The organism is Qipengyuania nanhaisediminis (assembly GCF_045862805.1).
GTDB lineage: Bacteria > Pseudomonadota > Alphaproteobacteria > Sphingomonadales > Sphingomonadaceae > Erythrobacter > Erythrobacter nanhaisediminis_A.
In genome coordinates this window covers 1,751,559-1,772,694 of record NZ_AP025760.1, presented here as the reverse complement: position 1 = coordinate 1,772,694, position 21,136 = coordinate 1,751,559, and the positions used below count along the sequence as shown (strand labels likewise).

Genomic DNA, 21,136 nt, shown 5'->3' with positions numbered 1-21,136 from the left:
ACCGGCCTACATGACGCAGCGATCAAGGGTCGGCAAGAATGAAGCAGACGGCAAAACCGGTTTTCACCCGCAAGTGGCTGAGCGCCGCGGCAAAAGGGTTCAACCGCCGCAATTTCGCAATCGCTGGCGCAGCGGCGCTTCTCGCAGGTTGCCAGGTGATTCCGAAGACCGAAACCGTCGCGACAGCTCCCGCGCCGACCCCCACGCCGCAGCCCAGTGCCACCGCGCTTCCGACCGATTCGACCCGTCACCGGGTCGCGCTGCTGGTGCCGATGTCGGGTCGCGCCGCCGAGGTGGGCCAGTCGCTCGCCAATGCGACCACCATGGCGCTGCTCGACACCAACGCCGACAATATCCGGATCACTACCTATGACACCTCGGGCGGCGCTGCCGGCGCGGCGCGGCGTGCGATTGCGGATGGCAACCGTTTGATCCTCGGCCCGCTTCTGGCCGATAACGTGCCCGGAGTGCAGGCCGCTGCCCGGCCGGCAGGCGTTCCAGCCATCGCGTTTTCAAACGATGCGACCGTCGCCAGCGCCGACGTCTTCGTGATGGGACACATCCCGGAGCAATCGATCCGCCGGTCGATCGAATATGCACGAGCCAACGGGTCGAGCAATTTCGGCGCGCTTTTGCCCGAAGGCGCATATGGCCAACGTTCTTACACTGCGCTTCAGAACTCGCTTGCCGATACCGGAGGCAGCCTTGTCGCGTTCGAGCGCTATGCCCGCGGCAACACCTCGATCGTCAGCGCGGCACAGCGCCTGCGCACCCGCGGTGGCTACGACACCGTCCTGGTCGCCGATGGTGCGCGGCTCGCGGTCCAGGCAGCCGGCGAATTGCGCGCCGACGGAGCCGAGAACACCCGCATCCTCGGGACCGAGCTCTGGAGCGGCGAATCCGCCCTCACCCGTTCGAGCGCGATCGATGGCGCGATGTTCTCCGCCGTCTCCGACCGGCGCTTCCGTCGCTTTTCTGAAAGTTACGAAGCGCGCTTCGGGTCCAGGCCCTATCGCATTGCCACGCTCGGCTATGACGCGGTGCTCCTGACCTTGCGTGTCGCGCGCGACTGGGAGGTCGGCGATCGCTTCCCCAAGAGGATGCTGTTCGACCGCGGCGGTTTCCTCGGCGTGGACGGGCCGTTCCGCTTTGGCCGCGACGGCGTGGCCGAGCGCGCGCTCGAAGTGCGCGCGGTTCGTGGCGGGCAGGTCGTTCCGGTTGATCCAGCCCCGTCGAGCTTTGGCGGGTAAAACCCGCGCATTCGGCGCGAGCGCTCCTTGTGAGGCGCGTGCGCGCAGGCCATATCGATAGCATGTCCGAAGACCTGTTTGAAAACGCGCCGGCATCGTCTGGCGATTATGATTCCTCGTCGATCGAAGTCCTCGAAGGGCTCGAACCGGTGCGCCGCCGCCCAGGCATGTATATTGGCGGGACCGACGACCGCGCCCTCCACCATCTCGCCGCCGAAGTGCTCGACAACGCGATGGACGAAGCCGTCGCGGGGCATGCCAACCGGATCGAAGTCCGGCTCGAGGAAGGCAATCGCCTGTCGATCAGCGACAATGGTCGCGGCATCCCGGTCGATGAACACCCGAAATTTCCGGGCAAGTCGACGCTAGAGGTGATCTTGTCGACGCTCCATTCGGGCGGCAAGTTTTCGGGCAAGGCCTACGCCACCAGCGGCGGGCTTCACGGCGTGGGCGTCAGCGTCGTGAACGCGCTATCCAGCCACACCCGGGTCGAGGTCGCGCGCGACAAGCAGCTCTACGCACAGGAATTCTCCAAGGGTCAGACGCTCGGCCCGATCGAGACGGTCGGCGCCGCGCCCAACCGGCGCGGGACCACGGTCGCCTTCACCCCCGACACCGAGATATTCGGTGACCGCCAGTTCAAGCCCGCGCGCCTGTTCAAGCTCGCGCGCTCGAAGGCTTACCTGTTTGCTGGGGTGGAGATCCGCTGGAAATGCGCGGCCTCACTCGCTAGCGAGGACGTGCCCGAAGAGGCGGTTTTCAAGTTCCCCGGCGGTCTTGCAGACCATCTGGCCGAACAGGTCGGCAAGCGCGAATGCGTCACCGCGCAATCCTTCACCGGCAATCAGGATTTTCCCGACAGTCAGGGCCGGGTCGAATGGGCGATCGCCTGGCCGCTCTACTCAGATGGATCGACCAGTTGGTATTGCAACACCGTCCCCACTCCCGATGGCGGGACGCACGAACAGGGCCTTCGCGGCGCGCTCACCAAGGGCCTGCGCGCATTCGGCGAATTGACCGGTGTGAAGAAGGCGAAGGACATCACTGCCGACGACGTGATGAACGGCGCAGAGATCATGCTCAGCGTCTTCATCCGCGATCCGCAGTTCCAGTCACAGACCAAGGACCGGCTGACCTCGCCCGAGGCTGCCCGCCTCGTCGAAGCGGCGGTGCGCGACCATTTCGATCACTTCCTCGCGGACAACATGGATCGCGGCAAGGCGCTGCTGGGCCAGGTGATGGAGCGCATGGAGGAGCGGCTCAAGCGCAAGCAGGAACGCGAGATTAAGCGCAAGACCGCGACCAATGCCAAGAAACTGCGCCTCCCCGGAAAGCTCACCGATTGCAGCGGTGAAGGCGGGCGCGAGACCGAGCTTTTCATCGTCGAAGGCGACAGCGCCGGCGGGAGCGCCAAGCAGGCGCGTGACCGCAAGTCGCAGGCGATCCTGCCAATCCGCGGCAAGATCCTGAACGTCGCATCGGCCAGCGCCGACAAGATCCGCGCCAATAGCGAGATCGCCGATCTCACCCTCGCGATGGGATGCGGCACCCGCAAGGACTGTTCGCCCGAAGACCTGCGCTATGACCGCATCATCATCATGACCGACGCGGATGTCGACGGCGCGCACATCGCGACACTGCTGATGACCTTTTTCTTCCAGGAAATGACCGAGGTCGTGCGCGACGGGCGGCTCTATCTCGCACAGCCGCCGCTCTACAAGCTGACCGCAGGCAAGGAGAGCCGCTATGCCCGCGATGACGAACACCGCGCCGAGCTCGAAGCCAGCGTGTTCAAGGGAAAGAAGGTCGAGGTGAGCCGATTTAAGGGCCTTGGCGAAATGAACCCGCAGCAGCTGCGCGAGACGACGATGAACCCCGATACGCGCTCGCTCATCCGCATCACACTTCCGGCCGAGTTCGAGGAACGCGCGAGCGTCAAGGAACTGGTCGACCAACTGATGGGTCGCAATCCCGAGCACCGCTTCAATTTCATCCAGAACCGTGCGGGCGAAATGGACCGCGACATGATCGATGCGTGATGGCTGACTACAAGGACCCGCGTGAGGAGGACATCGTCTATGGCGACCGCCGATTGTCGCGGCCCGATGCCTCGCTTCCCGACTGGGAAATGCCCGATACGGCCTATCGCCCTCTTCCGATCGTGTGGTTCACCGGCGCGTTTTTCGTGCACCTATTGGCCACTTCGGTGATCGCGCTGATCCTTTCGGGGCAAGCTGGCTGGATAAGCTTCGCCCTTTCGGCAATGGCAGCTGGCGGTATCGCCCGCTGGACCTGGGCGCGGGGCATGGCTCAGGCAGCGACCGGGTGGAAAATCGCCACGATCGCGATGCTGCTGATCAACCTGTTCTTCGTCGCGGCCCTGAGTTTTCCAGCATAATCTTTCGCCAGGCTTGTAAGAAATATCCTCGAGGGGCGACTAAGGGGATATGAGCAGATCGGCCGAACAGCTTTACGAAGAGGCAGGCGCGCAATTCGCGCCAGCCCTGGCGCGGCTCGCGCGAGCGGTCGAGAAAAACCCCGAAAAAGCGCGCGATCTCGAACAGGAAATGCATTGCGTGCTGTGGACGAGCCTCGCCCGTTTCAAAGGCGACTGCGCGCTCAAGACCTGGGTTTACCGCGTCGCTCACAATGTCGCTGCCGACCACGTGGCCAGAGCCGCGCGCGGGCCACAAAAAGTGCCGCTCGACGAGGTCGAGGCGCTGCCTGATTGCAGCGATGTCGAAAACGAGGCGGGAGAGGCCCTCGCGCTCGCCCAGGTGGGTGAACTCGTGCGACGCCTGCCTGCGATCGATGCGCAGGTGATCGTGCTGTGGCTCGAAGGCGAGAGCGCTGCCGAGATTGCCGAGATCACAGGCCTTTCGCCGGGCGCGGTCAGCGTGCGCGTCCACCGGATAAAGGCGCTGCTCGCCGATTACTTCGCATCCCCTCACCTCACAGGAGACAGCGCATGAACACGCCTCCCCTCCCCGCATGGCAATCGCTTGGCGGTGACGCGCGGTTCAGCGCGCCCGAGTTCTGCTCGCGCGAGGCCGACAGTTTTGCGCGCCGCGTGCGCGTGCGCAATGCCATCGAATATGCGGCTGCGGGTCTGGTCGTTCTGTTGTTCGGCGCAGCGTCAATCGCAGCCTTCGTCATTGGTGAGGCTCTGATCGGGGTCTCGCTCGTGTTGATCGTCCTGGGCACGTTTGTCCTCACGTGGAACCTGCGCCAGCGGGCGAGCAATATCGCGCGGCGCGTGGAAGAGCCCTGCGCGCTCTACATCAGGCGGCAATATCGCCGCCAATACGACGCGCTTCGCCGCGTGCCTGCCTGGTATATCGGCCCGCTCCTTCCTGGCACGGCGATGTTCTATGCGGTCGTCACCTACAAGGTCGCCCGGGTGTCAGACCTGGGGACCGCGCTGGCCGGACTGACCGGGCCGGCTGCGGTGACATTCGGCCTGTTCGCAGCGGTCGCGCTCGCCAATGTGCTCGCTGCAAGAGCGCTCAAACGCAAACTCGATCAACTCGAAGGCATGGGCTGACGGCGATCAAGTGATCGTCTAGCCTTGCCCCAACGGAGCCAAGCCAATGAACCAGCTGAATGCCCACGCGCGCACCCTCGCCGCCGCGCTTGTCCTCGCTCTCGCGCCAGTTACCGCAGCCGCCGCGCAGGAAGCCGACACCGCGCAATCCGAGTCCCGCGAGCAGACGCCCATCCTTATGCGCGCCGAACAGGTCGTCGCCGTGATCAACGGCGAGGCGAACGCGGCTGACATCTTTACCGATGGCTTCCTCGCCGCGGTCCCTATCGCCCAGCTCGAAACGATCAGCGCCCAACTGACAGGCCAATTCGGGCGAGCGCTCGCGGTCGAGGCGGTCAACCCGCCATCGGGCAACCGCTCGGCACTGGCAATTCGGATGGAGCGTGCGATTGCGCGCGGCGGGATCGCGATCGATCCTGCCGATGAAAACCGGGTCAGCGAATTGCTGTTCCAGAATTTTGAACCGATCGATGACACGCCCGAAAAGATCGTCGCGGACCTTTCGGCGCTTCCCGGCTCAGTGAGCACATGGTTCGGCCCGCTCGGCGAAGGCGAGCCTGTGATTGCGATCGAACCCGATGCACAGATGCCGCTGGGCTCGACCTTCAAGCTCTATGTCCTCGCCGCATTGGCCGATGAAATTGCCAGCGGAACGCGCGATTGGGACGACGTCGTGACGCTTGGCGATACCCGGAGTTTTCCGAGCGGGATGATGCAGGACTGGCCCAAGGATGCGCCGGTCACGCTTCACACGCTTGCTGCGATGATGGTGTCGGTGAGCGACAACACGGCCACCGATGCGCTGATCGCCGAACTCGGTCGTGATGCGGTGTTCGAAGCTCTGGTCGCAAGCGGCCATTCGGAACCGACGCGCAACGCGCCCTTCCTGACCACGCGCGAGATGTTCCTCCTCAAAGGCGGACCGCAGGAGCGCCTCGCTGCCTATCAGTCCGGCGATCATGACAGACGCGAGGCGATCCTCGCTCAGATCGAGACCGTTCCCCTTGACGCGGCCGAGATCGAGGCAGCCTTTCGCCAGGGACCGCGGGCGCTCGACATCGAGTGGTTCGCCAGCACCGCCGACGTCGTCAGCCTGTTTCGAAATTTCCTCGATACGGGCAACGAAGAAGCGCTCGCGATCATGGCGATCAACCCCTCGATCACCGACAACGCGCGCCACGGCTGGCGCTATGTTGGATACAAGGGGGGCAGCGAACCGGGCGTCTTGCACCTCGCCTGGCTGCTCGAGGACGAGGCCGGGCAACGCCATGCGCTCGTCCTTGGCTGGAAGAACGAGGATGCGAATCTCGAACAATCCGCGCTCGAAGTGATCGCACAGCGCATCCTCTCCTTACCTCGCTGACACGTCTCGCCAGCCTCTCCCCCTTGCACGCACCGCACTCGCCCATTATCGGGGCGGCCAAGCCTTATTCCGTTTCGAAGGAAAACCCATGTCCGACACGACCACCGAGCAGCAGCGTTTCGAAGGCACGAGCGATTATATTGCGACCGAGGACCTGAAGGTCGCGGTCAATGCCGCTGTCACCCTTCGCCGCCCACTTCTGGTCAAAGGCGAACCGGGCACCGGAAAGACCGTGCTCGCGCACGAGATTTCCAAGGCTATCGGCGCGCCGCTGATCGAGTGGAACGTGAAATCGACCACCAAGGCGCAGCAGGGCCTCTACGAGTACGACGCGGTGGCGCGCCTGCGCGATGGCCAGCTTGGCGAGGAACGGGTTCACGATATCCGCAACTACATCAAGAAGGGCAAGCTGTGGGAAGCCTTCACCAGCGAGCAATTGCCCGTCCTGCTGATCGACGAAATCGACAAGGCCGACATCGAGTTTCCCAACGACCTGCTGCAGGAGCTCGACCGGATGAGCTTCGATGTCTACGAGACGCAGGAGCGGATCGAGGCGAAGGAACGCCCGATCGTCGTCATCACATCGAACAACGAGAAGGAACTGCCCGACGCGTTCTTGCGCCGCTGCTTCTTCCACTACATCAAGTTCCCCGATCGCGAGACGATGGCCGACATCATCGAAGTGCACTTCCCCGGCATCCAGAAGGCGCTGGTCAAGAAAGCGATGGACGTTTTCTACGACCTGCGCGAGGTGCCCGGCCTCAAGAAGAAGCCTTCGACCAGCGAACTGCTCGACTGGCTCAAGCTGCTGCTCAACGAGGACATGCCGCTCGAAGTGCTGCAGGACAGCAATCCCAACAGCGCCATCCCGCCGCTGCACGGTGCGCTGCTCAAGAACGAGCAGGACGTGATGCTGTTCGAAAGGCTCGCATTCATGGCGCGCCGCAACCCGAGTTGACCAACCCGGGCTGAACGGCGTTCCGGATCAAAAACTGTAAGCCACCTCGAAATCGCCCCAGCGGCGGCCGTTGATCATCAGCGGGATGTAGACATTGCGCACCACCTGGTAACGCGTGCCGTCGCCTTCCTGTCGATAGACAGCCATCATGTAGGGCGCCGAACTGTCCTTGGCTTTCTGGTCGATCGCCTCGAGCAGGATGCGGCCATTGCGACAATACTTGGTGTCGTGGACCAGGTCCCCGGTCGGCTGCTTGGACATTTCGGTGATGTGAGTGGGCAGAAAGCCCTTCATGTCGGTGCAGGCGGCGGCATTGATGCGGCTGTCGGATTGCTTGGCCGCGTCGAGCATCGGGCGCCAGTGCCGATCTGCCCAGTCGCTCAGACCGGTGGTGTATCGTTGCGGATTGCTTCCCTCGATCAGTTGGTAATCCATGTCGAACAGCGCCGCTTCGCTGAGTTCCCCGTTGGCCAGCGCGGCTTCGGCGACCGCAGCCACTTCGCGCGCCATTTCCTGGGCGCGTTCCACCATCGCGCTGTCTTCCGGGCTGAGCCCTGACTGGACGAGCGAATCGAACATTTCGCTCGCGGTCATTTCGAGCTCCTCCATGCGCTTGTGCGCGCCCTGGAGGCGGTCCTCATTGGTGCGCGCGGCAGCGTCGAAGCTTGTCAGGACCTGTTGCACGGCATCGACATGATCGCTGATCGTGCCGGTCGAGCGGGCGATGACGTCGTTCTGCTTGTCAACTTCCTCCACCAGGTCGCCGACACCCGAAATTGTGCTTTCAATCTGGGCGACCGAGGCCTTGGCCTCGTCGCTCGCCCTCGAACCTTCCTCGATCCGACCGATCACGACGCTCGCTTCCTCGCCCAGCGCATCGACCGTGGAAGCGATCTCCACGGTTGCCTTGCGGGTGTCGTTGGCAAGGCTTTTGACCTCGCTTGCGACCACCGCGAAGGTGCGTCCGGCATCTCCTGCCCGCATCGCCTCGATCGTGGCGTTGAGAGCGAGGATATTGGTGGTCTCGGCGATATCCTCGATATCCTTGGCCGAACGCTTCACCTGATCCATAGCGGCGGAAAAGCTGGTCACGTGCTGGCCGAGCGCATCGACCAGTTCGAGCAGGCCCGCAATCTTGCCCAGCGATGACTGGATAAGTGCCGTCCCCTCGCCTAGTCGTTCGATCGCACGCTCGGACAACAGTCGCGCTTCGTCGCTTGCTTCTGCGACCTTCGACTGGTCCGCTTCGAGAGCTGCTACCGTTCCCCGCAGCGCCTCATGCTCTTCACGCAGCACCTCGGAAGAGCGGATGACTGCCTCGACCACGCCAGCCACGTCGGTGCACCCGACGGTGACGGCGCCGCATTTCTCCGGAATTTTGTTAATCGCCGACGCATCGGCGGTATCGATTTTCACATGCTGCATTTCAGCCCACGGCCCCCGTGTTTGTTCTATGCTGCGCGGAGGTAAGCATTGTTGGTTATCAAGCGTTTAATTTTGCATGAGAATTCTGGCTTATTCGCACGCATCCCGCAGCATTGCCCAGGGGCGTCGAAAGGTCTTTAATCCGAACCGATCAGCGGCTAAGCCTGCATCCATGTTTTTCAACTTCATGGACGAACTGCGCGAAGCCGGAATCGGCGCGAGCTTCAAGGAGCACCTCACCCTGCTCGAGGCGCTCGACAAGGACGTGATAGAACAGACGCCCGAAGCGTTCTATTATCTCAGCCGCGCGACCTTCGTGAAAGACGAGGGCATGCTCGACAAGTTCGACCAGGTTTTTCACAAGGTCTTCAAGGGCATCCTCACCGATTACGGCCAGAACCCGGTCGACATTCCCGAGGACTGGCTGAAATCGGTCGCCGAAAAGTTCCTCACCGAAGAGGAAATGGCCGAGATCGAGAAGCTTGGTGACTGGGACGAGATCATGGAGACGCTGAAAAAGCGGCTCGAGGAACAGGAAGGCCGGCACGAAGGCGGCAACAAGTGGATCGGCACAGGAGGGACCTCTCCATTCGGAAATTCGGGCTACAATCCTGAAGGCGTGCGGATCGGGGGCGAAAGCAAGCACAAGCGCGCGATCAAGGTCTGGGAAAAGCGCGAGTTCAAGAACCTCGACAACACCAAGGAACTCGGCACGCGCAACATCAAGATGGCGCTGCGCCGCCTGCGCCGGTTTGCACGCGAGGGCGCTGCTGACGAGCTCGACCTCGACGCGACGATCGAAGGCACGGCCAAGCAGGGCTGGCTTGACATTCACATGCGACCCGAGCGGCACAATGCGGTGAAATTGCTTCTGTTCCTCGATGTCGGCGGATCGATGGACCCCTTCATCAAGCTGGTCGAGGAACTGTTCAGCGCGGCCACCGCCGAGTTCAAGAACCTCGAATTCTTCTACTTCCACAATTGCCTTTACGAAGGCGTCTGGAAGGACAATCGACGCCGCTGGCAGGAACGCACCAAGACCTGGGACGTGCTCCACAAATACGGGCACGATTACAAGGTGATCTTCGTCGGCGATGCGGCGATGAGCCCCTATGAAATCACCCATGCCGGCGGCAGCGTCGAGCACATGAACGAGGAAGCCGGCGCAACCTGGATGCAGCGCGTCACGAACACCTATCCCGCGACCGTGTGGCTCAACCCGGTCCCTGAAAAGCAGTGGTCCTATTCGCAATCGACCAAGATGATGAAGCAGCTGGTCAACGACCGGATGTACCCGCTCACGCTGGATGGGTTGGATGACGCGATGCGCGAGCTCAGCCGCAAGCAGGGGCACTAGGTTCACCGCCGCTCAAGTCGTCAGAGTGTCAGGTGTGCCCGCGAATGGAGGGGAGAGTCTGCATGCGCACATTCTCAATTCATGCTGCTGCCTTGGTGCCGGCCGGAGCGGGCGTTCCGCGGCTCCCGGCGGATAGTGGCCTTTGAGGCGCGCTGACGATTCGCGACGTCCTCGCCGCTGTTCTCTTCCTTGCTCTCACTGGCTGCGCGACAATCGATGATTGCGAGCAGCGGGCGATTGCCGCGCCAGATCCGGCGAATTGGGGGCATGAATTCTATTGGGCCAGCCAGGCAGCCCGTGGGGGCAGTTTCTGCGATCCGAATATCGGAGAAGAATTTGCAGACAGGTTCCGCCGGCATTTCGGAACGCGCTTCGAGCGTTTGAAAGAACGCTACCGCGACCGCTATGGCGAACCGGCCGACTTCGTCATCGTCGGTGGCTGCCGCAGTCCGAGAGCCTCGCTCCAACCCCTGCGCGTCAGACAGCGACGCGAACTGGCGCGCTTCGAAACGTGGATCAACCTGGCCGAGCGCGCCCTGGAGGGCGAGAACGCTACGGCCAACAGCGATCAGTAAAGCAGATGCTCGCGCACTGTCTGCACCCATGATGCCTCGTCGGCTAATGCCAGCGCGTCAAGCGCGTCGGGTCCGGCAGCGCGATCATCGACCCATTCGCGCAGCGACGGGCCCCCATTGATCACGTCGATTGCCAGCACGTTGTCGGTATATTCGTATTTGAAGTCCTTGCCGCGCCAAAGATCGTAATCGGGATAGAGGTTGCGGATTGACTTGAAGGCGAGCGCCTGCAGCCGCCAAGGCTTGAACCCGTGATGGTCATAGAATTCGCCTTCTGCATGGATCATCAGGGCGCTACAGAGAACACCTGCGTGCTTGTGAAAGGTCGGTTCGAAATAGCAAGGCCGCAGCGCACAACCACGCATCCAGTCAGGCGCGATCTCCGCCATTTCTTCGACAACCTTGATGGGATCGATATCTGGCGCGCCGAACAGCACCTCCAGCGGCCTGGTCGTCCCCCTTCCCTCGCTCACGGTCGCGCCTTCGATCATCACCGTGCCAGCATAGGCGCGGGCCATGTTGAGGCTTGCCGCATTGGGCGACGGGTTGATCCAGATGCGATCGGTGGGCCAGCCGGATCCTTCACCCTCGGGTGACCATCCCTCCATCGCGATGACGCGATATTGCACGTCCAGGTCGAAGTGCGCGATAAACCAGTGGCCCATCTCGCCCAGCGTCAGGCCATGGCGCATCGGCATCGGCGCCGCTCCGACAAAGCTTTCATGCCCCGGAACGAGCAAGGTCCCCTCAACCGGGCGACCTGCGGGATTGGGGCGGTCCAGCACCCAGACCTCTTTGCCGTGCCTTGCCGCCTCTTCGAGCAGATAGAGCAGCGTGGTGACGAAGGTGTAGATCCGGCATCCCAGGTCCTGGAGATCGAACAGGAAGATGTCGGCGCTGGCCATCATCTCGGCGGTCGGACGGCGCACTTCGCCATAGAGCGAGTAGATCGGAATGCCGTAGCGCGGATCGATCTCGTCCGCGGTCTCCACCATGTTGTCCTGCTTGTCGCCCTTGATGCCGTGCTGGGGCCCAAATGCGCTGGTGATGTTCAAGCCCCTGGCGATCAGCGCATCGAGTGAATGGTCGAGGCTGCGGGTCACACTTGCCGGATGCGCGACGAGCGAGACGCGCCGACCATCCAGGGCGCCCAGCAATTCCGCATCTTCGAGAAGACGGTCGATCCCGAACAGGGTAGTCATCACTTGCGCTCCACTTTCGCCTGGCGGCATGTTTCGGAATGGAATTCGGCCTTGCCCGGCGGAAATGCGAGCGCCCAGAATTGCAGCCTGCCGCCGGGCAGTTCGATGATGGCGTTGAGAGCGACGTCAGCAGGAGCCGGCAAGGCAGCCGCGATCCTGGCGTTCAGCACCCAAGCGCCCTCGCCGTTCGAAGCTGTCTCGATATTGATGGACTCCACCGGCGCATCGCGCATTCCTTCGCGGAAATCATCGAAATCGTAGGCCGCCCAGCGGGTTGAAGGGGACAGGTTGAATTCGCGGTAGGACGAACCGCCGCGCGGCTGCCAGAATATCTCGCAGCAAGTGGTCTTCCAAAGATCGTCCATCCGTTCAGGCTTTGCAGGCTGCGGCATGACGACTTTCGACACATCCCCGACAAGGCGGAAAGTAGCTTCGCAACCCATCTCGTCTGCCCGGATCGCAGCGTCGATGCCGGTTATCGGACCGGTCGGACACGAAGGGTGAAGAGTGAGCGCTGGCATGAAATCCTATTGGCGGGCAATCATGCTGTGAGCAAGCCACTGGAAGCGGTGCGCCCACACTGTTAAGCGCGGGCCAAACGACAGGACGATCATGAGCACCTACAACTCGCAATTGCTGCAATTGCTCGAAGAGCGCGGCTATATCCATCAGGTCACCGATCCCGGCGCGCTCGACGAGCTTGCCGCCGAACAGATCGTGCCCGGCTATATCGGGTTCGACGCCACCGCGCCGAGCCTGCATGTCGGCAGCCTGGTGCAGATCATGATGCTGCGCCGCCTTCAGCAAGCCGGTCACAAGCCGATCGTGGTGATGGGCGGCGGGACGACCAAGATCGGCGATCCATCGGGCAAGGACGAGAGCCGCAAATTGCTCACGCCCGAAGTGATCGACGACAATATCGCCTCGATCCGCACCGTGTTCGAGCGGCTGCTGACCTTCGGTGACGGACCCACCGATGCTGTCATGGTCAACAATGACGAGTGGCTGTCGAGCCTCGGCTATGTCGATCTGCTGCGCGATGTCGGTCCGCATTTCACCATCAACCGCATGCTCACTTTCGATTCGGTGCGGCTGCGGCTCGACCGCGAACAGCCGCTGACCTTCCTCGAATTCAATTATATGATCCTTCAGGCCTATGATTTCGTCGAGCTTGCGCGGCGCTTCGACTGCCGGCTGCAAATGGGCGGCAGCGATCAATGGGGCAATATCGTCAACGGCATGGAATTGGGCCGTCGGATGGAAGGGCGCGACCTGTTCGGGCTTACCACCCCGCTGCTCACCACGGCCGATGGCGCCAAGATGGGCAAGACCGCCGCGGGCGCCGTCTGGCTCAACGAGGACCAGCTCGCGGCCTATGATTTCTGGCAATATTGGCGCAACACCGATGACCGTGACGTTGGTCGGTTCCTAAGGCTGTTCACCGATCTGCCGCTAAGCGAAATTGCCCGGCTCGAAGCGCTCGAAGGCGCGGCGATCAACGATGCCAAGGTCGTGCTTGCCAACGAGGTCACGAAACTGGTGCGCGGTGATGAGGCGGCGAAGGCTGCCGAGGCGACCGCGCGTGAGACATTCGCCGGAAGCGGTGCGGGCGAAGACCTGCCCACGATCAGCGTGGGAGATGACGGCATGCGCATCGGCGCTGTCCTCACCGAGCTGGGATTTACCGCGTCCAATGGCGAGGCGAAGCGCAAGCTGGCTGAGGGCGCGGTCAAGCTCGACGATGAAACGGTGCGCGATCCGGCCACGCTCGTGACCGCCCAGGAAGGGCAATCGCGCAGGCTCAGCCTCGGCAAGAAGAAGCACGCAATCGTGACCCGCTGAACCCGGCTCGCCCGAGGGCTTTACCAAATATCAGCCTTTCTCGCCCATTAGGGTTGTCTGCCCCGACGGGGGGCTGGCTAGAATGTGGAGGGCGCAGGCTGTGACTGCCGGAGCAAATCTCAGTGTTACCGACCTGCGTCGTGCGGCGCGTCACCCGGTCGATTACCCGGTGATCGTCGAACATTTCGCCCATGGCGATCTCAAGCTCCATGTCTGCAACATTTCCGCTCACGGCTTCATGGTCGACGATGCACAGGGGCTTGAGCGCGGGCACCGCGTCATCATCCGCCTGCCGGTTGTCGGCCGGATCGAGGCCTATGTCATCTGGACCCGCGATGATCGTGCCGGTTTCCAGTTCGAACGGATCATCCGGCTCGACGATTTCGTCGCGATTATCGATACGCTTCAGCCCAATCCGCGCCTGCGCCGCAATCGCTGAGGCGAAGCCGTGCTTTGAAGGCATTTAATTTCGTTCGCTTGGCAGCGGACGCGCGCGGTGCCATGGCGCTTGCGTGACCGAACCCACACTCGACAATCCGCACCCTTTCCGGGTCCGTAATTTCCGCTATTACTGGGTCAGCCGTCTCGCCATGACGCTGGCGCAATATGCGATGCTGCTGATCATCGGGTGGCAGACCTACAACATTGCACGCGACGGCGGCATGAGTATTGCAGAGGCATCGGGCCAGCTTGCTCTGATCGGCTTGCTGCAATTCCTGCCACTGTTCGTGCTCACACCCTTTTCGGGCCTTGCCGCCGATCGGTTCGATCGGCGTTCGCTCGCGCTCTTGACGGTGTTTGCGCAATTGCTCTGCGCGGCCACGCTTGGGTGGGCCACCTGGACCGGAGCGATCGGCCTGCCGGTGCTTTATGCGATCGCGATCGTCCTTGGCATTGCACGCGGCTTTGCCGGGCCCGCTCTTTCGGCGCTTGCTCCCAACCTCGTCCCCAAGCCGATCCTGCCGACCGCGATCGCGTTGTCTTCGATCGCGTGGCAAGTGGGAATGATCGGAGGACCGGCGCTTGGAGGCTATCTCTACGCGATCGGACCGGCTCTGCCATACGGGGTGGCCGGCGGCCTCTTTGTCGTGTCGCTGATCGCACTCAGCCTGATTGGCAAGGTGCCCCAACCCGCAGCCCGTACCGACCAGCGCCCGATCGGTGCCATCATCGACGGGTTGCGCTACGTGCTGCGCAACAAGATGGTCCTGGGCGCAATCACGCTCGACCTGTTCGCGGTCTTCCTCGCCGGCGCCACTGCGCTGTTCCCGGTCTATGCACGCGATATACTGATGGTCGGCGAAACCGGGCTGAGCCAGCTCGCAATGGCCCCTGCCATCGGGGCCGCGATCACCGCAGCATGGTTTTCGTTCCGCCCGATCAAGAGCAATGTCGGGCCCAAGATGCTTTGGGCGGTCGGCATTTTCGGGATCGCGACAATCATCTTCGGCCTGTCGACATCGATGCCGCTCAGCCTCGCCATGCTCTTCATCCTTGGTGCGGCGGACATGTTCAGCGTCTATATCCGCCAATCGCTGATCCTGTTGCACACGCCCGACGACAAACGCGGCCGGGTGTCCTCGGTCAGCCTGCTGACCATCAGCGCATCGAACGAGGGCGGCGATTTCTTCTCCGGTTCGCTCGCATTCCTGATCGGCCCGGTTGCGGCGGTGGTCGCAGGCGGAGTGGGCGCGGTGCTGACGGTCCTGTTATGGTCGGGCTTGTTCCCGGTCCTGCGCACAACCAAATCCTTCGATCCGCCGGAAGACCTGCTAGAAGGCGAGCAAACCGAACACCCCCAGGAGGCCTGACATGAAAGCTGCCAATATCCTCGAGACCATCGGCAATACCCCGCACATCCGCCTCGCGCGGCTGTTTCCCGATCACGAGGTCTGGGTGAAATCGGAAAGGGCCAATCCCGGCGGTTCGATCAAGGATCGCATCGCACTCGCCATGATCGAGGATGCGGAACGTGACGGTCGGCTGAAGCCGGGCGGAACGATCGTGGAACCGACCAGCGGCAATACGGGCATCGGCCTCGCCATGGTCGCAGCGGTCAAGGGCTACAAGCTGGTGCTGGTGATGCCCGAATCGATGTCGGTCGAGCGGCGCCGGTTGATGCTCGCCTATGGCGCGACCTTCGATCTCACGCCCAAGGAAAAAGGCATGAAGGGCGCGATCGAGCGCGCGGGCGAAATCGTCGCGAATACGCAGGGCGCGTTCATGCCGAGCCAGTTCGAAAACCCGTCCAATGTGGCGGTGCACACGCGCACGACTGCCAAGGAAATTCTCGATGACTTTGGCAATGATCCGATCGACGTGCTGATTACCGGGGTCGGGACCGGCGGGCATATCACGGGCTGTGCCGAGGAGCTCAAGAAGCACTGGGATGGCATGAAGGTCTATGCCGTCGAGCCCACGCTTTCGCCGGTCATCAATGGCGGCGAACCCGGCCCGCACCCGATCCAGGGCATTGGCGCAGGATTCATCCCCGACAACCTTCACACCGACGCGATTGACGGCGCGATCAAGGTCGATGCCGACGAGGCCAAGGAAATGGCCCGGCGAGCCGCGCGCGAAGAAGGCATGCTTGTGGGCATTTCGAGCGGGGCGACGCTCGCCGCGATCTCTGCCAAACTGGCCGATCTGCCCGCTGGAACGCGCGTGCTCGGTTTCAATTACGACACCGGCGAACGCTATCTCTCGGTGCCCGATTTCCTGCCCGAGGAATGAGCGGGGGTCGAAGGCCTCGCTGCGCCCGGGTCTGTCGCATCTGAACAATTATCGCATCGCCTGCTATGCTAAGCGCGCTCACGTGGTCGCAGGCAGGAGGGTGCGGCCATGGCTTTGGGCATATCCAATGGATTCGGACTCCTGTCCGATGTCGAGGGGCGCCCGCTTCACTACCGGTTCCTGAAAAAGCAGCGCCACCGCGCCAACGCCATCATCGCTCGCAGCTCGCGGATTGCGAATGACCCGGTGCTCGACCCTGCCCAGTTCCCTTGGACGGATATGCTGCAACGGCACTGGAAGGAGATTCGCGCAGAAGCGCTGGCGATCTATGCCCATCGTGCTGCGATACCGCCCTTGCGCGAGATTTCGCCGGATCATCGCCGGATCGTCCGGGACAATTCCTGGCGCAGTTTCTTCCTGATCGGTTACGGGCACCGGCAGGAGGAGAACATCGCCCGGGCCCCGCGCACCGCTGAACTGGTCAGCCAGGTTCCCGGGCTTAATTCGGCCTTTTTCTCGATCCTTGCGCCCGGCAGCCATATCGTTCCGCATCGCGGGGTGACGAAAGCCTTCTTCACCGCTCACCTTGGTCTCGTCGTCCCGGCGCAACCCGACCGGCTCTGGATGCGGGTCGGCGATGAGCGCGTGCACTGGGAGGAAGGCCACTGGACGATCTTCGACGACACTTACGAACACGAGGTGCGCAACGACACGGAAGAGACCCGGATCATCCTGTTATGCCAGGTCAAGCGACCGCTTTGCGCGCCCGGATCGTGGATCGCCGCAGCGCTGATGCGTTACGTCGAGTGTAGCCCCTTCGTCCGAGAGGCAAAAGACAACCTTGCGGGTTGGGAGACCGCCTATGCCAAGGCCGAAAGAGGCGAATTATAGCCCCCTGACGAAAAGAGGCCCGGCACCCCCCCCTGAGTGGCCGGACCTCGTTCACGTGACGATACGGGTATCTCGTCAGGCTGCGGTGGCAAACGCCTCTTCGGAGAGCGCCATCATCGTGTCGCCGCCCGCTTCGAGCTTGCGTCGCAGAGCCCCTGCATCGGGCAAGAAGCGCTCTGCATAATAGGACGCAGACGTCATTTTTGCCTCGTAGAACGATTTGTCTTCCGGTTCGCCCGCGAGCGCTTCGGATGCCACCTTGGCCATCTTCAGCCAGAAAAAGCCGAGCGTGACGATGCCCATGATGTGCATGTAGTGATGCGCGCCGGCACCCAGGTGATTGGGATTGGCCATGGCGTTCTGCATGAACCACATGGTCGCCGCCTTCTGTTCACCGAGCGCCTTTTCGAGCTTTTCGGCAAGCGGGGCGAGCGCCTCGTTGCCCTTGGCCTCGGCTATCTCGTCATCGATCATCTTGAAGAAGGCTTGCACCGCGCGGCCACCCTTGCTGGCGAGCTTGCGGCCGCACAGGTCCATCGCCTGCACGCCATTGGTGCCTTCGTAGATCATCGCGATGCGGGCATCGCGCACGAACTGTTCCATGCCCCATTCGGTGATGTAGCCGTGGCCGCCAAACACCTGCTGCATGTTGTTGGCAACATCGTAGCCCTTGTCGGTGCCATATCCCTTGATCACGGGGGTCATCAGCCCGATCAGGTCATCGGCGAGCTGGCGCTCATCCTCCGTCTGGGCCTTATGCGTGAGGTCGACCTGAAGCGCGCCCCACAGACACAGCGCGCGCATGCCTTCGTTGAACACCTTTGCATCCATCAGCATGCGGCGGACATCGGGGTGGACGAAGATCGGATCGGCCTTTGCGTCAGTGTCCTGGGGGCCGGTCAGCGCACGGCCCTGCCTGCGGTCGAGTGCATAGGCGACCGCGTTCTGATAGGCGACCTCGGCCTGCGCGAGCCCCTGGATGCCGACGCCGAGACGCGCGGCGTTCATCATCACGAACATCGCGGCAAGGCCCTTCATTTCCTCGCCGATCATGTAGCCGGTCGCGCCGTCATAATTGAGCACGCAGGTCGAGTTGCCGTGAATGCCCATCTTCTCCTCGATCGAACCGCAGGTGACTGCGTTGCGTTCGCCCGGTTCGCCATTTTCATCGAGGATGTATTTGGGGACGATGAAAAGCGAGATGCCCTTCGCGCTGTCGGGCGCGCCGGGGGTCTTCGCGAGGACGAGGTGAATGATATTGCTGGTCAGGTCATGCTCGCCAGCGGAGATGAAGATCTTGGTGCCGGTGATCTTGTAGCTGCCATCGGCCTGCGGTTCTGCCTTAGTGCGGATCATGCCGAGGTCGGTGCCGCAATGCGGCTCGGTAAGGTTCATCGTTCCCGACCATTCGCCCGAGATCATCTTGGGCAGATAGGTGTCCTTCTGTTCCTGCGAACCGGCCGCCTCGATCGCGGCGGTCGCGCCATTGGTGAGGCCGGGATACATCCCGAATGCCTGGTTGGCCGCCGCGGTGAATTCCTCGACCACGAAACCGAGCGTGTGCGGAAGGCCCTGCCCACCGAATTCCTCGGGCTTTGCCAGCGTGCCCCAACCGCTTTCGACATAAGCGTCATACGCTTCCTTGAAACCCGGGGGCGTGGTCACGCTGCCGTCATCATGCCGGGTGCAGCCGTGCTCGTCTCCGATACGGTTTAGCGGAGCAAGGACTTCCGAACAGAACTTGCCCGCCTCGTTGACGACCGTTTCGATCATGTCGGGAGTCGCGTTCTCGAAGCCGGGCAGGTTGCCGTAGCTGGGAAGGTCGAGCATCTCGTTGATGACGAACCGGGTGTCGCGTGTCGGAGCGGTATAGGTGGGCATCGGGCGGGTTCCCCTTGAGAGCGTTATGAGTGGTTGTGTTTCTGGTGAAAGACGCCGGCGATCAGCCAAGCTCGAGCTGTTCGATTTCCTCGACGAAGGCGGTGAGTTCCTTGATCGAGGAATCGATATCGTCGCGCTGGGCTTCGAGCTTCGCGATGTGCGCCCTGCACTTCTCGACCGTTACGCGGCGCTGTTCGACGCGCCCGTCATCGAGGTCGTAGAGGTCGATCATCTCGCGGATTTCGGTGAGACTGAATCCGACATTCTTGGCGCGCATAATCCAGGCGAGTCGCGCGCGGTCCCGCTTGGAATAGACGCGGGTGAGCCCCACGCGCGCAGGGCTGATCAACCCTTCGTCTTCGTAGAAACGCAGCGCCCGTGCGGTGCAGTCGAATTCGGACGTGAGGTCCGAAATCGAATATTGTTCGCGTTCGTGCTTGTCGGGGCGATCAAGATGCGCACCATTGCGGCGCTGTGTCTTGGTCGCGGTCTGTTCGTGATCGGGTGCGGTAGCCATTCCGGACAGCTACCTTACCTTTACGTGAGCGTCAAGTGTTGACCCTTACGAGAGCATCGGCGTCGTTCCTGTCGGGATCGAGCCTGCGATAGAAGCACGAGCGCGCGCCGGTGTGACAGGTAGGCCCCTTCGGCGTCGCGCGGATGACGAGCGCGTCCTGGTCGCAATCGACGAGCATCTCCTCGACGTGCAAGACATGTCCCGACGTCTCGCCCTTCATCCAGAGGCTATTGCGCGAACGCGACCAGAAATGGACATTGCCTGTCTCGCGTGTCTTCGCGATCGCCTCGGCATTCATGAAGGCTACGACTAAAACGTCGCCGTTCGCCGCATCGACAACCACCGCGCTCAAGAGCCCGGATTCATCGAATTTCGGGACAAAGGCCCGGCCGTTCTCACGCTGTTCACGGGACAAGATATCGCTAGCCAAGGCTTGCTCCTGCAAATTTCGCCGCAGTGGATCGCGCGACGGACGGTTCATCCTATGCGACGATTTGTTGCACGATAACAACAGATGTCGTTCAAAATCGGCACAAGCAAAGGTTTCAGCTTCCGAAAGCTGGGCTTGGGTGAAACAACATCGCCACTGAGCGTGCAAGCGCTCGTCCACCAGAATGCGGCTTTTCAAAGCCAGGTTCAGGGGGTTGTCGATCAAGGCCGACAGCGGGGTGTCGGAATGATCGATTGAACGATGAGGGATTGGATCCTGATGGCGAAGTTAGGGGGTCGCCATCTGAGCTCCTTCGGAGCGGGTCTATACCATTTCGTCACGTGGCGCCCGGGGTCGTAATGGCCTCGGGCGTTTCTTTTTGAATGTGTCCGCGCCCATCCGTTCGCTCGCCTCACAGTCCTGACCCATCGATCACTCGCGCAAAACACGCGATCTGTACCGAGGCGGCGCCGGCATCGATCACCTCGCATACGCAACCATCGCTGGTTGCGCCGCTGGTCAGCACATCATCGACAAGGATGACGTTTCGCCCAGCGATCCGCTCCCGCGCGCGCCTGTTCAGGACAATGGCGCCGCGCAGCACCTTTTCGCGCTGCTCCCGGCCCAGCCCGCCGAGCGCTGGCGTGTGCCTGCGCCGGGCCAGCGCATCGACACACAATTCGCCCAGTCCGAGTCGCTCAAGTTCGCGCGCCAACAATCCCGCCTGGTTGTAGCCGCGCCGCCACAAGCGCCATCGGTGCAAGGGCACCGGCACCAGCAAAGGAGGAACTTGCTCGTGGTCAGGCCGGCCAATGCGGGCGGAAATCAGCCGCGCAAGTAGCGGCGCGAGGGCAATTTTTCCCCCATGCTTGAACGCGAGCACGAGCCTGCGCGAGGCATCGCTATAAAGCGTGGCAGCATGGACGCCTGCGTGAATTGGTGGCTTTGCCGTGCATGCAAAGCACGTTGCGCTACCCTGCTCAGGCGCGTCGGCAATAGGGCGTTGGCAGGTCGCGCATGCAGGCAATCCTGGAAATTCGAGCTCGGTCCAGCAACCGGCGCAAAGATTGCCCTGTTCGGCAATCGCCTCGCCGCATAGCGGGCAGCGCGGCGGATAGACGAGGTCGACCACCGGTCGCAGACCATCGCGCAGCACTGCGCCAAGATG

General features: G+C 62.3%; 21 protein-coding genes. 13 read left to right on the top strand and 8 right to left on the bottom strand.

The features are described from left to right. Positions 1 to 38 precede the first annotated feature (38 nt). The 7 genes from ACKTSM_RS08530 (at position 39) to ACKTSM_RS08500 (ending at position 7,115) form a co-directional block, all read left to right on the top strand. Entirely contained in the window at positions 39 to 1,250 is a 1,212-nt protein-coding gene (locus ACKTSM_RS08530; RefSeq protein ID WP_407874233.1) for a penicillin-binding protein activator, read from the top strand. A 62-nt stretch (positions 1,251 to 1,312) separates the two neighbouring features. Then, entirely contained in the window at positions 1,313 to 3,289 is a 1,977-nt protein-coding gene (parE, locus tag ACKTSM_RS08525; protein WP_407874232.1) for a DNA topoisomerase IV subunit B, read from the top strand. Then, positions 3,289 to 3,648 (top strand): hypothetical protein, encoded by a 360-nt coding sequence (locus ACKTSM_RS08520; protein WP_407874231.1) that lies wholly within the window; start codon positions 3,289 to 3,291, stop codon positions 3,646 to 3,648. The genes parE and ACKTSM_RS08520 overlap by 1 nt, the downstream gene beginning before the upstream one ends. Before the next feature lie 49 nt (positions 3,649 to 3,697). After that, positions 3,698 to 4,222 (top strand): RNA polymerase sigma factor, encoded by a 525-nt coding sequence (locus ACKTSM_RS08515; protein WP_407874230.1) that lies wholly within the window; start codon positions 3,698 to 3,700, stop codon positions 4,220 to 4,222. Next, positions 4,219 to 4,794 carry a hypothetical protein gene (locus ACKTSM_RS08510; protein ID WP_407874229.1) on the top strand — a complete coding sequence of 192 codons (576 nt, stop codon included), beginning with the start codon at positions 4,219 to 4,221 and terminating at the stop codon, positions 4,792 to 4,794. Before ACKTSM_RS08515 ends, ACKTSM_RS08510 begins: the two co-directional genes overlap by 4 nt. A 46-nt stretch (positions 4,795 to 4,840) precedes the next feature. Then, complete coding sequence (locus ACKTSM_RS08505; protein WP_407874228.1) at positions 4,841 to 6,157, top strand: serine hydrolase; 1,317 nt, start codon at positions 4,841 to 4,843, stop codon at positions 6,155 to 6,157. 88 nt (positions 6,158 to 6,245) lie between these two features. After that, positions 6,246 to 7,115 (top strand): AAA family ATPase, encoded by an 870-nt coding sequence (locus tag ACKTSM_RS08500; RefSeq protein ID WP_407874227.1) that lies wholly within the window; start codon positions 6,246 to 6,248, stop codon positions 7,113 to 7,115. Between the two features lie 27 nt (positions 7,116 to 7,142). Here the strand turns inward: ACKTSM_RS08500 and ACKTSM_RS08495 are convergent, their stop codons facing one another. Then, on the bottom strand, positions 7,143 to 8,540 hold the full coding sequence (locus ACKTSM_RS08495) for a methyl-accepting chemotaxis protein (protein ID WP_407874226.1): 1,398 nt from the start codon (positions 8,538 to 8,540) through the stop codon (positions 7,143 to 7,145). 172 nt (positions 8,541 to 8,712) lie between these two features. Here ACKTSM_RS08495 and ACKTSM_RS08490 point away from each other — a divergent pair, with 172 nt between their 5' ends. Beyond that, positions 8,713 to 9,897, top strand: a complete 1,185-nt coding sequence (locus tag ACKTSM_RS08490) for a vWA domain-containing protein (RefSeq protein WP_407874225.1) — start codon at positions 8,713 to 8,715, stop codon at positions 9,895 to 9,897. Between the two features lie 74 nt (positions 9,898 to 9,971). On the opposite strand, the gene ACKTSM_RS08485 is transcribed toward ACKTSM_RS08490, so the two are convergent. From ACKTSM_RS08485 to ACKTSM_RS08475, 3 genes are read right to left on the bottom strand one after another with little or no spacing between them, the layout of a single operon-like run. Beyond that, on the bottom strand, positions 9,972 to 10,502 hold the full coding sequence (locus ACKTSM_RS08485) for a hypothetical protein (RefSeq protein ID WP_407874224.1): 531 nt from the start codon (positions 10,500 to 10,502) through the stop codon (positions 9,972 to 9,974). Next, positions 10,466 to 11,674: an exo-beta-N-acetylmuramidase NamZ domain-containing protein gene (locus ACKTSM_RS08480; RefSeq protein ID WP_407874223.1), complete on the bottom strand. Its 1,209-nt coding sequence runs from the start codon at positions 11,672 to 11,674 to the stop codon at positions 10,466 to 10,468. The genes ACKTSM_RS08485 and ACKTSM_RS08480 overlap by 37 nt, the downstream gene beginning before the upstream one ends. Continuing rightward, the gene (locus ACKTSM_RS08475; RefSeq protein WP_407874222.1) at positions 11,674 to 12,195 is read right to left on the bottom strand and encodes a hypothetical protein; all 522 of its coding nucleotides are present in this window, start codon (positions 12,193 to 12,195) and stop codon (positions 11,674 to 11,676) included. Before ACKTSM_RS08475 ends, ACKTSM_RS08480 begins: the two co-directional genes overlap by 1 nt. A 91-nt stretch (positions 12,196 to 12,286) precedes the next feature. Between ACKTSM_RS08475 and tyrS the strand changes: the two genes are divergently transcribed. From tyrS to ACKTSM_RS08450, 5 genes are all read left to right on the top strand, one after another. Then, the gene (gene tyrS, locus ACKTSM_RS08470; RefSeq protein ID WP_407874221.1) at positions 12,287 to 13,516 is read left to right on the top strand and encodes a tyrosine--tRNA ligase; all 1,230 of its coding nucleotides are present in this window, start codon (positions 12,287 to 12,289) and stop codon (positions 13,514 to 13,516) included. Between the two features lie 100 nt (positions 13,517 to 13,616). Next, positions 13,617 to 13,955 carry a PilZ domain-containing protein gene (locus ACKTSM_RS08465; protein WP_407874220.1) on the top strand — a complete coding sequence of 113 codons (339 nt, stop codon included), beginning with the start codon at positions 13,617 to 13,619 and terminating at the stop codon, positions 13,953 to 13,955. 73 nt (positions 13,956 to 14,028) lie between these two features. Continuing rightward, complete coding sequence (locus ACKTSM_RS08460; RefSeq protein WP_407874219.1) at positions 14,029 to 15,327, top strand: MFS transporter; 1,299 nt, start codon at positions 14,029 to 14,031, stop codon at positions 15,325 to 15,327. A gap of 1 nt (position 15,328) precedes the next feature. Then, positions 15,329 to 16,249 (top strand): cysteine synthase A, encoded by a 921-nt coding sequence (gene cysK / locus ACKTSM_RS08455; RefSeq protein ID WP_407874218.1) that lies wholly within the window; start codon positions 15,329 to 15,331, stop codon positions 16,247 to 16,249. Positions 16,250 to 16,357: 108 nt separating this feature from the next. Continuing rightward, on the top strand, positions 16,358 to 17,140 hold the full coding sequence (locus ACKTSM_RS08450) for an aspartyl/asparaginyl beta-hydroxylase domain-containing protein (protein WP_407874217.1): 783 nt from the start codon (positions 16,358 to 16,360) through the stop codon (positions 17,138 to 17,140). 75 nt (positions 17,141 to 17,215) lie between these two features. Here ACKTSM_RS08450 and ACKTSM_RS08445 read toward each other — a convergent pair whose 3' ends face one another. The 4 genes from ACKTSM_RS08445 to ACKTSM_RS08430 form a co-directional block, all read right to left on the bottom strand. Then, positions 17,216 to 19,021 carry an acyl-CoA dehydrogenase C-terminal domain-containing protein gene (locus ACKTSM_RS08445; RefSeq protein ID WP_407874216.1) on the bottom strand — a complete coding sequence of 602 codons (1,806 nt, stop codon included), beginning with the start codon at positions 19,019 to 19,021 and terminating at the stop codon, positions 17,216 to 17,218. Positions 19,022 to 19,082: 61 nt separating this feature from the next. Further along, entirely contained in the window at positions 19,083 to 19,538 is a 456-nt protein-coding gene (locus ACKTSM_RS08440; RefSeq protein WP_407874215.1) for a MerR family transcriptional regulator, read from the bottom strand. Positions 19,539 to 19,569: 31 nt separating this feature from the next. Continuing rightward, positions 19,570 to 20,193, bottom strand: coding sequence for a phosphoribosyl-AMP cyclohydrolase (gene hisI / locus ACKTSM_RS08435; RefSeq protein ID WP_407874214.1), 624 nt, complete (start codon positions 20,191 to 20,193; stop codon positions 19,570 to 19,572). Between the two features lie 187 nt (positions 20,194 to 20,380). Next, the gene (locus ACKTSM_RS08430; protein WP_407874213.1) at positions 20,381 to 21,100 is read right to left on the bottom strand and encodes a double zinc ribbon domain-containing protein; all 720 of its coding nucleotides are present in this window, start codon (positions 21,098 to 21,100) and stop codon (positions 20,381 to 20,383) included. Positions 21,101 to 21,136: the final 36 nt, after the last annotated feature.